Here is a 14613-nt window from a genome sequence, read left to right as displayed (position 1 = left end):
AGGGCTCTTCTCGGCCCCGCCGGGTTCCGGCCCGGCGGGGCCGAGTGCCGCGAAGGGGCGGGTGCGGGTGCGGCCCCCGAAGGGGGCTAGCCGCGCGCCCGCCGCCGCTGCCAGGCGTAGCCGGTGGCGGCCAGGACCAGCGTCATACCGCCCGTCGAGTACAGCTGCACCCGCGTGTCGGGCTCGCGGGCCATCAGCACGAACACCGTGGCCATGCCCGCCAGCGCCACCCAGGTCAGCCACGGGTACGCCCACATGCGCACCACCAGCTTCCCGGGTGCCTCCCGCTCCAGACGGCGCCGCAACCGCAGCTGGGAGACGGCGATGAAGATCCAGACGACCAGGATGACGGCGCCGATCATGTTCAGCAGCCAGGCGAAGACGTCGTCCGGACGCCAGTAGCTGAGCAGTACGCAGCCGAAGCCGAAGAGGGACGAGACCAGCACCGCGATCCGCGGCACCCCGCCCGACACCCGGCCCAGCGCCTTCGGGCCCTGCCCGCGCTCGACCAGCGAGTAGCCGATGCGGGAGGCGCCGTAGATGTTGGCGTTCATCGCGCTCAGCAGCGCGACCAGCACGACGACGTTCATGAGTTCACCGGCGCCGGGGATGCCCAGCTCGTCGAGGGCCGCGACGTACGGGCCCTTCTCGACGACCTCGGGGGAGTCCCAGGGGACCAGGGTCACGATGACGGCCATGGAACCGATGTAGAACAGCGCGATCCGCCACATCGCCGTCCGCACGGCGCTCGCCACGCCCTTGACCGGGTTCTCCGACTCGGCCGCCGCGATCGTCACCGTCTCCAGGCCGCCGTAGGCGAAGACCGAGGCGAGCAGGCCGATGATCAGGCCGTTGCCGCCGTTGGGCAGGAAGTCGCTCAGGTGCGACGTGCCGGGGGAGTCGCTGCCGGGCAGGACACCGGCGATCGCCAGCACGCCCAGCACCAGGAACAGGGTGATCGCGCCGACCTTGAGCGCGGCGAACCAGAACTCGAACTCGCCGAAGTTCTTCACGGCGGCCAGGTTCGTCCCGCAGAACACCACCATGAACAGCGCCACCCACACCCACTCGGGCGTGCCCGGCAGCCAGCCGTGGACGATCGCCGCGGCGCCGATGCCCTCCAGGCCGACGGCGGTGCACAGCAGCACCCAGAACGCCCAGCCCGCGGTGAAGCCGGCCCAGGGCCCGATCGCCCGCTCGGCGTGCGCGGAGAAGGAACCCGACGACGGGTAGGCGGCCGACATCTCGCCCAGCATCCGCATCACCAGCATCACCAGGAGGCCGGAGAGGGTGTAGGCGACGACGATCGAGGGCCCGGCGGCGGCGATGCCGGCCCCGGAGCCGACGAACAGCCCGGCGCCGATCACGCCGCCGAGGGCGATCATCGACAGGTGGCGCTGCTTGAGGCCGTGGGAGAGGGAGGCGTCGTCGTGCGACTCGGGCGGCGCCTCGGTGGTGGTGCTGTTGGACACGGGCGGCTCGTCCAATGCGTGGGGGGCGGGGGCAGGGCAAAAACGCCCACAGTCTCCGGTCTGACGCCCGCCGGCGACACCGGTTGCCCACGATACGGACGACGCCGATACGGAAAGTGATCGTCCGAATACTTGATTCCGTTTCCGGGTGACACTCACCTCCCCGCCACGGTGACCGATATCACCCGCAACCATGTGTATGCCGCTTCTTTGTCGGGAGCCCACCAAGGCGCCGATCGACCCTTTGTCGAGCGCTGCCGGTGATCGGGTCCGGCACGCTGGGATAGCGTCGCGCTGTCCCGACATGTCCACACCACCCGCGGAGTCCCCATGAGCACCGCTGCCCTTCCCACCCGCTCCGGCCAGGTCCTCGCCGACCTCATCCCCTCCTCCCGGGTCCGGGATGTCGCGCTGGTCGCCGGCGGTGCCGTGCTCACCGGCGTCGCGGCCCAGATCGCGGTGCCCGTCCCCGGCTCCCCGGTCCCGGTGACCGGCCAGACCTTCGCCGCGCTGCTCGTCGGCACCTCCCTCGGCGCCGGGCGCGGCCTGCTCTCGCTCGCGCTGTACGCCCTGGTCGGCATGGCGGGCGTGCCGTGGTTCGCGGAGGGCGGCTCCGGCGTCGGCGCCCCGTCCCTCGGTTACGTCTTCGGCATGCTGCTCGCCGCCACCGTCGTGGGCGCCCTGGCCCGCCGCGGCGCCGACCGCTCGATGCTGCGCACGGCCGGCACCATGCTGCTCGGCGAAGCGGTCATCTACGCCGTCGGCGTCCCCTACCTGGCCCTCGCCGCCGACATGTCCCTCACCGCCGCGATCGCGGCCGGCCTGACCCCGTTCCTGATCGGCGACGCGCTGAAGGCGGCGCTGGCGATGGGTGTGCTGCCCACCGCCTGGAAGCTGGTCGACAAGAAGTAGACGGCCGCACGGACACGAGGAAGGGGCCGGCCCGATCGCCTCCGCGACCGGGCCGGCCCCTTCCTCGTGCGCCGGTCCCGGCGGTCAGTCCCCGGCGGCGAGGGCCTCGCGCTCGCCGGCCTTCCGCGCGGTGGCCTTCTGCTTGACGAAGGCGACGACGAGCACCAGCGCCGCGACGAGCAGCGACAGCAGCACGGTCGTACGCCCGTTGTGCTCCGTGTCGGTGAGCATGTAGCCGAGCACGAAGACGATCACCGCGGCGGCCGCCCAGGTCAGGTACGGGAACAGCCACATCCGCACCACCAGCTTCTCCGGAGCCTCGGCCTGGATGATCTTCCGCATCCGCAGCTGCGAGAAGCAGATCACCAGCCACACGAAGAGGGCCACGGCGCCGGAGGAGTTGACGAGGAAGAGGAAGACGGAGTCCGGGAACTCGTAGTTGAAGAACACGGCGACGAAACCGAACACCACGGACACGAGGATCGCCGTCCGCGGCACGCCGCGCGCGGTGGTCCGGGCGAACGCCCCCGGCGCGTCACCGCGCTGACCGAGCGAGAAGGCCATGCGGGAGGCCGTGTAGAGCCCGGAGTTCAGGCAGGACAGCACGGACGTCAGCACGATGAAGTTCATGATCTGACCGGCGTTGGCGATCCCGAGGGAGTCCAGCGCGGCGACGTACGACCCCTTGTCGGTGATCGACTGCGAGTCCCAGGGCAGCAGCGCGACCACGACGAAGATGGAGCCCAGGTAGAAGACGGCGATACGCCAGATGATGCTGTTGGTCGCCTTGGTGACGGCCCGCTGCGGGTCCTCGGACTCACCGGCGGCCAGGGTCGGGATCTCGCTGCCCATGAACGAGAAGACGACGAGCAGCACACCGGTCAGGATCGCCCCCGCCCCGCCCGGGAGGAAACCGCCGTGCTCCGTCAGATTGGCCAGCCCCGCCTGCTCGCTGTCCACGCCCGGCAGCAGCCCGAAGACCGCCAGCCCGCCGACGACGATGAACGCCGCGATGGCGACGACCTTGATCCCGGCGAACCAGAACTCGAACTCGCCGTAGGACCCCACCGAGGCGAGGTTGGTGGCGGTCAGCACGACCATCACGATCAGCGCCCACCCCCACTGCGGCACGGCGGGTATCCAGCCCTCCAGGATCTTCGCCCCGGCCGTCGCCTCCACGGCCAGCACGACGACCCAGAAGAACCAGTACAGCCAGCCGATGGAGAACCCGGCCCAGGGCCCGAGGGCCCGGTCGGCGTGCGCGGAGAAGGAACCCGAGGTCGGGTTGGCGGCGGACATCTCACCGAGCATCCGCATCACCAGCACCACGAGCGTGCCGACGAGGGCGTACGACAGCAGGATTCCGGGGCCGGCGGTGGCGATGCCGGAACTGGAGCCCACGAACAGCCCGGCGCCGATCACGCCACCGATCGCGATCATCGACAGGTGGCGGTTCTTGAGCCCGGCCTGGAGCCCGGACCCGGGTTCGCCGGGCTTCTCGGGGCCGTCCTCCGCCTCGGTCAGGGTCGGCTGCGAAGTCATGGGGGTGTTTTCCTTTGCGCCGGTCGTGCACTTCCTCGTACGAGCGGTGTACGAGCCGGACCAGTGAAACGGAGGTTGACGAATGCTGGAACCTTTGATTTCGGATCGTTACTTGAGCTTTGCCTGAGGTTCCATAGTTTTACTCAGTGTTCTCACATCCCATACCCGGCGCGGCCGCCCCATTGCCCCCGTGTCACACTCGACGCATGCGCGTGTATCTCGGCTCGGACCATGCGGGCTACGAACTCAAGAACCACCTCGTCGAGTGGCTTAAGGCGGCGGGGCACGAGCCCGTCGACTGCGGCCCGCACATCTACGACGCCCAGGACGACTACCCGCCCTTCTGCCTCCGTGCCGCAGAGCGCACGGCCGCCGACCAGGGCGCCCTCGGCATCGTGATCGGCGGCTCCGGCAACGGCGAGCAGATCGCGGCGAACAAGGTGAAGGGCGTGCGCGCGGCGCTGGCCTGGAGCGAGGAGACGGCGTCGCTGGGCCGCCAGCACAACAACGCCAACGTCGTGGCGGTCGGCGCCCGCATGCACACGCAGGAGGAGGCGACGAAGTTCGTCGAGACCTTCCTCGCCACCCCGTTCTCCGGCGACGAACGCCACGTCCGCCGCATCGACATGCTCGCCTCCTACGAGACGACGGGCGACCTCCCGCCCGTCCCCGCCCACCACCCGCAGCAGTAGCAGCACACCGGCCCCTTTCCCGGTGCGTGGGCACCGGGAAAGGGGCCGGCCGGGAACGCCCGGGGCACTGGCGGACCGGGACCTGCACCGAGGGCCGCCGGCAGGTGGAGACACCAGGCCGCACAGGTCCGGAATCCGTCAGAGCGGCACGGACGGAGCCCCCGGGACGAGTCGGTCCTCCCGGCCCACCGAGTGGAGTGGGCGGGTGGGCGAAGAAGACGAAAGGACACCTCCGTGCCAGAGGGGCACACCATCCACCGGCTGGCCGAGGACTACGCCACCGTCTTCGCCGCCGGCACGGCACCGCGCGTCACCAGCCCCCAGGGCAAGTTCTCCGACGCCGCCGCCCTCCTCACCGGCACCCCCCTCACCCGCACCGAGGCCCACGGCAAGCACCTCTTCCTCGGCTTCGGCGCGGCCGACTGGGTCCACATCCACCTCGGCCTCTTCGGCAAGGTCACCTTCGGACCGGCCCCGGCCCCGCCCCCCACGGACACCGTCCGCCTCCGCCTGGCGAACGACACCGCCTACGTCGACCTGCGCGGCCCCACGACCTGCGCCCTGATCACGGAGCCGGAGAAGCAGGCGATACACGACCGCCTCGGCCCCGACCCCCTGCGCCCGGACGCCGACCCGCGGGCGGCCTTCCGCCGCGTCTCCCGCAGCCGCACCACCATCGCCGCCCTGCTCATGGACCAGAAGGTCATCGCCGGCGTCGGCAACGTCTACCGCGCCGAGGTCCTCTTCCGGCACGGCATCGACCCGTACCGCCCCGGCAAGTCCCTCACGCCCGCCGAATGGGACGCGATCTGGGACGACCTCACCGCCCTCATGCGCGAGGGCGTGAAGAACAACCGCATCGACACCGTCCGCCCCGAGCACACGCCCGAGGCCATGGGCCGCCCGCCCCGCGTCGACGACCACGGCGGCGAGGTCTACGTCTACCGCCGCGCGAACCAGCCCTGTCACCTCTGCGGCGACCCGATCCGCACCGCGGACCTGGCCGCCCGCAACCTCTTCTGGTGCCCGACCTGCCAGCGAGGACGCGCCTAGGGGCTGTCGTGCGGATCATGCCGCGGACGCGGGGTCCGGCACGCAGAGCGCGGTCACCCTCAGAACCCGTGCGGCAACCACGGCGCGACGTCCGACCCGAACCCCACCGACGCCTCCGCCAGCGCCCCGGGCCGCACCTCCCGCACCCGCCCGGCCGCGGCCAGCGACGCCAGGCTCACGCCCCCGAGATACGCCGCGCCCAGCTCCCGTACCGACAGCGCCAGGTCCGCCGCGTCGGACGTGCGCTCGCAGGACGCCCCCTTGGCGTCCCCGCTCAGCCGCCAACGCCCCGCGTTCCAGGGGCAGAACGCGTCCTCGACGTCGAACACGGCGTCCACCGGCGCCTGGTACGCGCGCGCCGCGAGCGCCGCCCCCACCTCGACCAGCCGCACGTACAGCCCGTCCCGCAGCACCGGCCCGCACCGCCGCAGGTCCGACACCTGGTGCTGCCACGCCTCGTCGACCGGCCGCCCCCGCACCGCCAGCGTCGACGTCAGGTCGATGCCGAACAGGAAGCGCCACAGCGCCGCCTCGGTCGCCGGGTCCAGCCCGGCCAGGTCCTTGAGGACCACCGTGCCGCTGGGACCCTCGCCGCGCCAGGCGGGCCGCACCTGGAACCGGGCGTACCCGGTCACCTCACCGCCCCGCCGGGCGAGGACGCACTGCAGCGGCGACGCCCCCTCCCGCTCGCTCTCCGGGTCCAGCAGCCCGAGCCGCTCCCAGCCGGGCCGGCGGGCCAGCATGCCCGGCCGCCCCGGCACCAGCCGCGCGTAGACCGCCTCGCACGCGTCGAGCACGTCACCGGGCGCCGCGTACCGCAGCCGTACGTCATCCGTGCCGTCCGGCACCGACAGCCGGACCCGGTCCGTGTCGATCTCCGCGTTGACCTGGAAGGTCGCGGCGCCGTACCCGAACCGGCCGTAGATCGCCGGCTCGGAGGCCGTCAGCACGGCCAGCGGCTCGCCCAGGGACCGTACGTCGTCCAGCTGCCGCCGCATCATCGACGTCAGCACGCCCCGGCGCCGGTGCGTGGCGGCCACGCCCACCATCGTGACACCCGCCACGGGCACGACCGCACCGCCCGGCACCGTCATCCGGAAGGTGAACGACCCCGCCGTACCGACGCACTCGTCGCCGTCCCAGACGCCGAGCGAGCGGTCGGTCTCGGTCAGGGAGTTGAACAGTTCCAGTTCCTCGGCCGACTCCGGGACGCCGCCGAAGGCACGGATCAGTGTCCCGTACCACGTGTCCCACTCGCCTCGCCGCAGCGTCCGCAGCCCGGTCCGCGTCAGGTCGCCGCTGTCATCACTCATGGGCCATGCGTACCAGGGGCGCGAAGGACGGGCGAGGGAATTTCCGCCAGTTGCCGCGCGAGGGCCGTTCGTGAAGTTCACTGTGAAGTCGGGTCTCGGACGGGGGACAAGCGGGACCTCCCGTGCCAAGTGCCCGGTCCGATGGATAGGGTCCCGAACTAATGGCAGCAGGACGACAGCGGCGCGCGGAAGCCGACACGTTCACGGCCCGGTGGAAGAAGCAGTGGCACCGGGCCCGCGTCGGCATGCGCAGATCCGCCGTCGACTACTTCCGCGGCGACGGCTCGGACTGGATCGCGCTGGCCGGACTGCTGCTGACGATCCCCGTCATCGCGGCCACCACGATGATGAACTCGGTGTGGTGCGCACCCTCCGCACTGGTCCTGCCGATCGTCGCGGGCGGCCTGCTGCTGCGCCCGGCGAGCCTGCTGGGCCTGTACGCGGCGGCGGCCACGGCACTGATCGTGGAGTCGGTGCAGCTGGGCCCGTACACCGAGGGTCCCTCGCGGGTCACCCCCGGGGTCGTCCTAGTAGTCGCGGCCTGCGGCTTCTTCGGGCTGCTGGTCGCCCAGTTCCGCAGCCGGGTCGGCGTGCCCTGGCGGCGCGGCGGCACCATGCTCTTCGACCTGCGCGAACGCATCCGGGTCCAGAGCAAGCTGCCCAAGCTGCCGCCGGGCTGGCACCGCGAGATGGCGCTGCGCCCGGCCGGCGGCCAGTCCTTCTCCGGCGACTTCGTGGTCGCGGCCCGCACGGGCGGCGGCCGGACGCTGGAGGTCGTCCTCACCGACGTCTCCGGCAAGGGCATGGACGCGGGCTCGCGCGCCCTGCTGCTGTCCGGCGCCTTCGGCGGACTGCTGGGCAGCCTCCCGCCGCACGCCTTCCTGCCCGCCGCCAACGGCTACCTGCTCCGCCAGGACTGGGACGAGGGCTTCGCCACCTCCATCCACCTCGTCCTGGACCTCGACTCCGGCGACTACGAGCTGTACTCGGCCGGACATCCGCCGGGCCTCCAGCTCAGCGCCGGCACCGGCCGCTGGGAGGAGAAGTCGGCCGAGGGGCCGCTGCTGGGTGTGTACGACGGTGCGCAGTTCGACTCCGTGAAGGGATCGCTGCGTCCCGGAGACGTGTTGATGCTCTTCACGGACGGCCTGGTGGAAACCTCGGACCGGGACATCGCCGAGGGCATCGACCGCCTCACCGGCGAGGCCGACCGCTACGTGGCGGGCGGCTTCCACGGCGCCGCCTGGCACCTGATCGAAGCGGTGGCCAAGGACGTCAACGACGACCGGGCCCTGCTGCTGATCTGCCGGGAGGGCCCGACGGCCCAGTCCTCGGCGGCGGACTGACACACTGGCCCGGTGTCCCGCACCACGCCCGCACCCGCCACGCCGCCCACACCCCCCGCCCGGCTCACCGTGGCCGAGGTGGAGGCCGTCGCCCGCGCCGCCCACGCCGGGCAGACCGACAAGGCGGGACGGCCCTACGCCGAGCACCTGAGGGCCGTCGCCGAGGGCGTGCGGCTGCGGGGCGGCGACGACGAGCAGGTCGCGGCGGCCTGGCTGCACGACGCCGTCGAGGACGACGCGCTGTCCGAGGACTGGCTGCGCGAGGCCGCGCTGAGCCGCCGTACCAAGGACATCGTCCTGGCCCTCACCAAGCGGGCCGGTGAGCCGCCCGAGGCGTACGCGGCACGCATCCTCGCCACGCCCGGCGCGCCGCTGGTCAAGGAGGCGGACCTGGCACACAACGCCGACCCTGCACGGCTCGCGGTCCTCGACGGAGCCACGCGCACACGACTGACCGAGAAGTACACGCGGATGCGCGCACTCCTCGGTCTGCCGGACGGACGTTAGTGCCTCGAGGGACGCACGTCAGACGGGCACCTTCTCGCCGGCCCCGCTGGACGCGCGCGCCGCGTCGGCGCCGGTCTCGCGTCCCTCCGCCTTCCGCTCCCGCTTCTCACGGCGCCGGGCCGCCTCACCGGCGTCCCGCTTGAAGGCCCATTCCATCTTCGGCTCCACCACGCACCGCAGGACCCGCTGGACGGGCTTGGTGCACAGCAGGGTGATGAGAGTGGCTCCCAGGACGGTGATGGCGATCTCGCCGAGCGGGGTGTCCCACGCGGGATCGTGGAACCAGCCCGCGAAGGTGCCCTCCTTCACCACGAAGCCGTGCAGCAGGTAGCCGTAGATCGTGCCCGCGCCGAGCGCGGTGAACCACATGCGCCGCCCCGGCACCCAGGCGAAGAAGCAGGCGGTCAGCACGACCGAGCAGCCGAAGAGCGCGAGCGTCAGGAGGGGCCCGGACCACCAGGGGGCGTCCGTGGCCTGCACTGCGGCATTGCGGTAGAACCAGCCGGTCTCCATGCGCGGCACCGACCACCAGGCGACGGCCACCGCCACCGCGACCACCGGCACGGACATGATCCGCACCGAGCGGCGCCGCACCAGCTGGAAGTGCTCGGGGCGCAGCACCAGGCCCAGTACGAAGCAGGGCAGGAACTGCAGCACCCGCTGCATGTTCAGGTCGTTGCCGATGGTGGGCGTCACGGAGGCCAGCGCCGCGATCACCAGGGCGATCGGCAGCGGCCAGCGGACCGTCTGCCAGATCGGGGTGGTCAGCCGCCAGATGAACAGCGCGCACAGGAACCACAGGAGGTAGGTGGGGTCCAGCAGGCTGATGTCGTTGGACGGGTCCTCGCTGACGCGGCGGTGCAGCGCGTAGCCGATCTCGAAGATGACGTAGGGGACGGCGACGCCGGTGATCAGGCGCTTCACGCGCTTGGGGCTCAGGTCGAAACTGCGCGAGAAGTAGCCGGAGATGATGATGAACGCCGGCATGTGGAACGTGTAAAGGGCCCGGTACAGCGTCTCCACCGTCCGGTTCCCGTCCAGGAGCTGACCCCAGGCGTGGCCGACGCCGACCAGCACGATCGCCAGGTACTTGGCGTTGTCGAAGAACGCGTCGCGCTGTCGGCTCGGTTGTGTCTGCTGATCCGGTGGGGGCGGCGTCTTCCGGTCGCCGTGCGGTCGCAGCGAGCTCGTCATGCAACCCCCCGCCGGAAAATCGGCGAGTTGTCACAGGACCTCGCTGCTCTGGTGGGGGACGAGGCAGCGTAGAACATCTGAGGCACCCTAGCGTTCTCCGTGGGATTCCGTAAAACCTTCGACGTCATTCCTGCATTCGGATCCCGAGTGCCTGGCGAGTACCCCGCAATTCGGGGAACTTGTCCCGGGCGGCGGCATGACCTGCGCCACGGCGCGCAAAGCCGCCGCGCACCTGAGGGGTGTCCAGGGCGCCCCACTTGTCATGACACGTCATGACTAAACAGTGCATAAGAGCGGAGGGTGACTTCCCTGGAATGTCCGCTTCAATGGCCCGTCCAGGGCCTCCGCGTGAACCTGTGATCTCCCTGTGATGTGCCCGTCGGTGTGGTTCCCGGGGTAATTCGAAATATCTGCGAACGCGTTGTGTGGACATCGAAACGAAGTGGTCGGAATTCCCCAGACGGGTGACCTGTCGAATTTCTGTGCGTGGTGGGGTCGTGGGGTGGGTCCAAGCGTGCGGGGCAGTGCCGGACCCCAGGAACCGGCCGACGATGCGTCACCGGCCGCATGACGGGGCCCGGTTGGTGGCACGATGGTCCTGGCGGGGGTGTGCGCGGCCGCACCTCCGGGCCGGGAGAGCGGACCGATCGAGGGTGTGATCAGTTGTGGCCATTTCACTGTCAGTGGTGCTGCTGTTGGCGATCATCCTGGTGGTGCTGCTGCGAGGAGGCTCCATCAAGGCGGGCCCGGCGATCGTCGCGATCCTCTTCGGCTTCTTCCTGGCCTCGACGGGCATGGCCGACGACATCCAGCGGTTCCTGAACTCGATAGCGGACACGATCAACTCGATCCAGTTCTGACCGGACCGTCTGCCGGGCCGCCGGCCCACAGCGGCCGGCCCGCGGTGGCCGCACGGCGCAGAGGCCTCCGGCCCGGCCCCGGTTCCGTCCTTGCTCGATACTGATCCGGCCCGGGGCGCTCGCCTCTGTTCGTCGTTACAGGCGGCGTCTGTCGCGGAGGTACGGCGGTACGAGGAATCTTGGCCTGTTGAACACGGCTATGGAGGTGATGGCGACCAAGCAGATCAGCATCACGGCGAAGAACACGGTCCCGACCGTCTCCAGGGCGCCTCGAACCGTGCCCCAGGACTCGGCTCCGAGGAACGAGACCGCCATGACGGCCAGGCAGGTGAACATACCGGCAACGGGAACGATGCCGCGTGTGACCGCCCAGGCTCCACGCTTGCCGAGCTTGTCCCACCCGGCAGCTTCCGTCCGCGCCCGGCGTGGGTCGCGCCACACCATGGCGGCGCTCCGGATCATGTACCCGGCCAGAGTGACGAAACCAACACAGACGACAACCCCCATGAGCCCCCCTGCTCGGATGTCAGCCGCCCCAGCCACAGGCGCCGGAACCGCAGTAACGTCAAGCGAGGCTTTCGAGACCGAGCTTGGCCAGCCGCGACCGGATGGCGCTGGGCTTCCGGCCGAACTGCTTCCCGAGGGTGCCGAAGTCCCGTTCGCCTTGCTGGTAGAGCGCAAGGAGGCGGGCGTCGTCCTCAGGTGACCACGGGTGGCCCATCCGCGGAAAGCGAGCCCGTAGCTCCTCCGGCGTCTCACGCCTTCTGCCGGCATCACCGTAGGGGCAGACGGACTCGATGATGTCGAGCGGGAACTCTCCGACGTGGGTGCCTGTGAGCCATAGGTTCAGGCGGCCGTCGTCGAACGTGATGCGGTCGGCCTGGATGGTCACTGCCCGCCGCAGTACGTCGCTGTCGTTCGGGTCCTGGTGGTAGTCGGTGAACGTGAGACGGAACGCTGTGCGCACGGTGGTTTCCCCCATGGGGGCCATCCTCGGTTGCCTGCTGGGCGTGCGGTAGATCCTTTTCCGCCCCCGCCCGCTGCACGCACCGCCGTGCAGGCGGTGCGCTCCCGCACCGTGCGCGGGGCTTGACGGAGAAGGGCAAGTTCTGCCGCGCTGCCCCTTCGAGGGGCCTCCCGGCGGTCTCCCTGGCCTTGCGGCAAGCCGCTGACCTGCCGGTTTGCCGACCGTCCCGGATCGACGTGTTCGTCTCCTTCGAATCGAAGAGTCCCGGGTGGGACGGTCGGGCGGTGTCGAGACATGCTCCGGGGGAGCGCCGCCGGCTGCCGGCGCAGGAGTTGGGGAATCGATCCACGCTCATCATGCGCGAGCGGCCTGACGTTCCCCTCGAAAGCAGTCCCTGCGGTACGACCTCAGGGCTCCGGACACGACCGACTGATCAGGGCCCGGAAAGCGATCAGGGCCAAGCGGAGGAATGATCCTCCGCTTGGCCCTGAGCCGTCTGGAGCGGGCGACGGGAATCGAACCCGCGTAGCTAGTTTGGAAGACTAGGGCTCTACCATTGAGCTACGCCCGCACAGCCGCGCCGCAGGTCGGTGACCGCGGCACTGGAGGCATCGTAGCGGGTCGCACCCCTTTCCCGCACACCCCTTCCGGTCCGCGCCGGAGTCCACGGGCACGTGCGCGGGCACCCGGGAAACCAGGCGTGCCCGGTGCCTGGCGGCATGTACCCTACGTGTCGCACCAGACGGGGTGTGGCGCAGCTTGGTAGCGCGTCCGCTTTGGGAGCGGAAGGCCGTGGGTTCAAATCCCGCCACCCCGACCACCGACCGATCACCGGGTGATCGCCTTTTGGGCGGTGTAGTCGCTGCCGTTACTATGCAAGCTGCACGCCCGTGTGTCTCAGAGTCTGAAGTCTCCGGGCGGCGAATCCGCCGGACGCCCCGCTGGCCCCGGCAGAACCCAAGAAGTCAGCCACCAAGGAGACCGAACCGTGAAGAGCGCCGTGGAGACCCTGAACCCGACCCGGGTTCGGCTCACTGTCGAGGTGCCCTTCGAGGAGCTCAAGGACAGCCTCGACGCGGCGTACAAGAAGATCAACCAGCAGGTCACGGTGAAGGGCTTCCGCAAGGGCAAGATCCCCGCCCGGGTCATCGACCAGCGGTTCGGTCGTGGCGCCGTCCTGGAGGAGGCCGTCAACGACGCGCTCCCGAAGTTCTACACCGACGCGGTCAACGAGGCCGACCTGAACCCGCTGGGTCAGCCCGAGGTCGACATCACCGAGCTGAAGGACGGCGAGACGCTGAACTTCACCGCCGAGGTCGACGTCCGCCCGACCGTCGAGATCCCGGACTACTCCGGCATCGAGGTCGAGGTCGACGCCGTCGAGGTCACCGACGAGGACGTGGAGAAGTCGGTCGAGCAGCTGCGCGAGCGCTTCGCCTCCACCTCCCCGGTCGAGCGTGCCGCCGAGGACGGTGACGTGGTCACCCTCGACCTGCAGGCCAAGGTCGAGGGCGAGATCCTCGAGGACGGCGTCGCCGACGGCGTCTCCTACACCATCGGCTCCGGTGAGCTGCTGGAGGGCATCGACGATGCCGTGAAGGGCCTGGAGGCCGGTGGCGAGGCCACCTTCACCTCCGAGCTCAAGGGCGGCTCGGCGGCCGGCAAGGAGGCCGAGGTCACCGTCAAGGTCACCCAGGTCGCCGCGCGCGAGCTGCCCGAGCTGGACGACGACTTCGCGCAGCTCGCGTCGGAGTTCGACACCCTGGAGGAGCTGCGCGCCGACAGCCGCAAGCGCCTCGCCAACATGAAGCAGTACGACCAGGCCACGCAGGCCCAGGAGCGCGTCCTGGACAAGCTGCTCGAGCTGGTCGAGGTCCCGGTCCCCGAGAAGCTCCTCGAGGACGAGATCAACACCCGTAAGCACAACCTCGAGCACCACCAGCTCGGCCAGATGGGTCTCGACCTCGAGAAGTACCTGGAGCTCCAGGGCAAGACCGCCGAGGAGTTCGACACCGAGACCCGCGAGGCCGCGGTCAAGGGCATCAAGACCCAGTTCGTCCTCGACGAGCTGGTCAAGCAGGAGAAGCTCAACGTCAGCCAGGAGGAGCTCACCGAGCACCTCATGCGCCGCGCCGCCTCCTCCGGCATGTCCCCCGACCAGTTCGCCCAGGCCGTCGTCGAGCAGGGCCAGGTCCCGCTCCTCGTCGGCGAGGTCGCCCGCGGCAAGGCCCTGGCCGTCGTGGTCGAGAAGGCCACGGTCAAGGACACCAACGGCGAGGTCGTCGACCTGGACGACGAGGAGGAGACGGAGGAGGCCACCGAGGCCGCCGCCGAGTCCACCGAGTCCGACGCCGACAAGGCCGAAGAGAAGACCGAGGGCTGATCACCCTCGCGCCTCCGCAGACGGACGCAGAACGGGCCCCGGGACGATCAGTGCCGGGGCCCGTTCCGCGTACGGCGGGGCAGCCCCGCCAGGGGCGCGGGCTGCCCCGTGTGCGGCTCCGCCGCGCGGGCGCGAGCAACCACGAGGGACCGCACCCGCCGACGAACCCCCAGCGCAACGGCGAGGCTCCGCACCCGCGCCCGCACCCCGCGGAGCGCTACGCCCCCGGCGAACACCCGCGGAACCGGGATGGCGCCGCAGGCCCTGCGCGTTAGGGTCCATGAATACGAGGGCAGGGGAGTCCCCGAAAGCGGCTCCAGCCCCGCAGGGAAACGTGAGACGGCCCGGCGCCGTCGTAAGACGAGCAGGTGG

At 70.6% G+C, this 14613-nt stretch carries 13 protein-coding genes and 2 tRNA genes; 8 read left to right on the top strand and 7 right to left on the bottom strand.

The window, feature by feature from the left end; genetic code table 11:
- Positions 1–86: 86 nt before the first annotated feature.
- A complete protein-coding gene (locus tag ACFW47_RS03240; RefSeq protein WP_386304564.1) occupies positions 87–1472 on the bottom strand; it encodes an amino acid permease in 1386 nt (461 codons plus the stop codon).
- A 330-nt stretch (positions 1473–1802) separates the two neighbouring features.
- On the opposite strand from ACFW47_RS03240, the gene ACFW47_RS03235 reads away from it, so the two are divergent.
- Positions 1803–2384: a biotin transporter BioY gene (locus ACFW47_RS03235; protein ID WP_386278693.1), complete on the top strand. Its 582-nt coding sequence runs from the start codon at positions 1803–1805 to the stop codon at positions 2382–2384.
- Positions 2385–2468: 84 nt separating this feature from the next.
- Here the strand turns inward: ACFW47_RS03235 and ACFW47_RS03230 are convergent, their stop codons facing one another.
- Positions 2469–3926, bottom strand: coding sequence for an amino acid permease (locus ACFW47_RS03230; RefSeq protein WP_386278695.1), 1458 nt, complete (start codon positions 3924–3926; stop codon positions 2469–2471).
- A 206-nt stretch (positions 3927–4132) separates the two neighbouring features.
- Here ACFW47_RS03230 and ACFW47_RS03225 point away from each other — a divergent pair, with 206 nt between their 5' ends.
- Together ACFW47_RS03225 and ACFW47_RS03220 are read left to right on the top strand one after the other, a co-directional pair.
- Positions 4133–4618: a ribose-5-phosphate isomerase gene (locus ACFW47_RS03225; protein WP_386278697.1), complete on the top strand. Its 486-nt coding sequence runs from the start codon at positions 4133–4135 to the stop codon at positions 4616–4618.
- A gap of 234 nt (positions 4619–4852) precedes the next feature.
- Positions 4853–5671 (top strand): Fpg/Nei family DNA glycosylase, encoded by an 819-nt coding sequence (locus tag ACFW47_RS03220; protein WP_386278699.1) that lies wholly within the window; start codon positions 4853–4855, stop codon positions 5669–5671.
- A 59-nt stretch (positions 5672–5730) separates the two neighbouring features.
- Here the strand turns inward: ACFW47_RS03220 and ACFW47_RS03215 are convergent, their stop codons facing one another.
- The gene (locus tag ACFW47_RS03215) at positions 5731–6984 is read right to left on the bottom strand and encodes a GNAT family N-acetyltransferase (protein ID WP_386304563.1); all 1254 of its coding nucleotides are present in this window, start codon (positions 6982–6984) and stop codon (positions 5731–5733) included.
- 161 nt (positions 6985–7145) lie between these two features.
- On the opposite strand from ACFW47_RS03215, the gene ACFW47_RS03210 reads away from it, so the two are divergent.
- Entirely contained in the window at positions 7146–8330 is a 1185-nt protein-coding gene (locus ACFW47_RS03210) for a PP2C family protein-serine/threonine phosphatase (protein ID WP_386278703.1), read from the top strand.
- A 12-nt stretch (positions 8331–8342) separates the two neighbouring features.
- Positions 8343–8837, top strand: a complete 495-nt coding sequence (locus ACFW47_RS03205; protein WP_386278705.1) for an HD domain-containing protein — start codon at positions 8343–8345, stop codon at positions 8835–8837.
- Positions 8838–8855: 18 nt separating this feature from the next.
- Here ACFW47_RS03205 and ACFW47_RS03200 read toward each other — a convergent pair whose 3' ends face one another.
- Positions 8856–10031 (bottom strand): acyltransferase family protein, encoded by a 1176-nt coding sequence (locus ACFW47_RS03200; RefSeq protein WP_386278707.1) that lies wholly within the window; start codon positions 10029–10031, stop codon positions 8856–8858.
- Between the two features lie 665 nt (positions 10032–10696).
- On the opposite strand from ACFW47_RS03200, the gene ACFW47_RS03195 reads away from it, so the two are divergent.
- Entirely contained in the window at positions 10697–10891 is a 195-nt protein-coding gene (locus tag ACFW47_RS03195) for a hypothetical protein (protein ID WP_386278709.1), read from the top strand.
- A 135-nt stretch (positions 10892–11026) separates the two neighbouring features.
- Here the strand turns inward: ACFW47_RS03195 and ACFW47_RS03190 are convergent, their stop codons facing one another.
- From ACFW47_RS03190 to ACFW47_RS03180, 3 genes are all read right to left on the bottom strand, one after another.
- Complete coding sequence (locus tag ACFW47_RS03190) at positions 11027–11227, bottom strand: hypothetical protein (RefSeq protein ID WP_386304561.1); 201 nt, start codon at positions 11225–11227, stop codon at positions 11027–11029.
- A 229-nt stretch (positions 11228–11456) separates the two neighbouring features.
- Entirely contained in the window at positions 11457–11873 is a 417-nt protein-coding gene (locus ACFW47_RS03185) for a hypothetical protein (RefSeq protein WP_386278712.1), read from the bottom strand.
- A 482-nt stretch (positions 11874–12355) separates the two neighbouring features.
- Positions 12356–12429, bottom strand: a tRNA-Gly gene (locus tag ACFW47_RS03180).
- A gap of 172 nt (positions 12430–12601) precedes the next feature.
- On the opposite strand from ACFW47_RS03180, the gene ACFW47_RS03175 reads away from it, so the two are divergent.
- Together ACFW47_RS03175 and tig are read left to right on the top strand one after the other, a co-directional pair.
- A tRNA-Pro gene (locus ACFW47_RS03175) sits at positions 12602–12678 on the top strand.
- 168 nt (positions 12679–12846) lie between these two features.
- Positions 12847–14241 carry a trigger factor gene (gene tig, locus ACFW47_RS03170; protein WP_386278714.1) on the top strand — a complete coding sequence of 465 codons (1395 nt, stop codon included), beginning with the start codon at positions 12847–12849 and terminating at the stop codon, positions 14239–14241.
- The last annotated feature ends 372 nt before the right edge of the window (positions 14242–14613 follow it).

The sequence above is a fragment of the Streptomyces sp. NPDC058796 genome (assembly GCF_042745235.1).
Classification (GTDB): Bacteria; Actinomycetota; Actinomycetes; order Streptomycetales; family Streptomycetaceae; genus Streptomyces.
The sequence above is the reverse complement of the archived record's forward strand: the minus strand, read 5'-3'. Positions and strand labels throughout refer to the sequence as shown.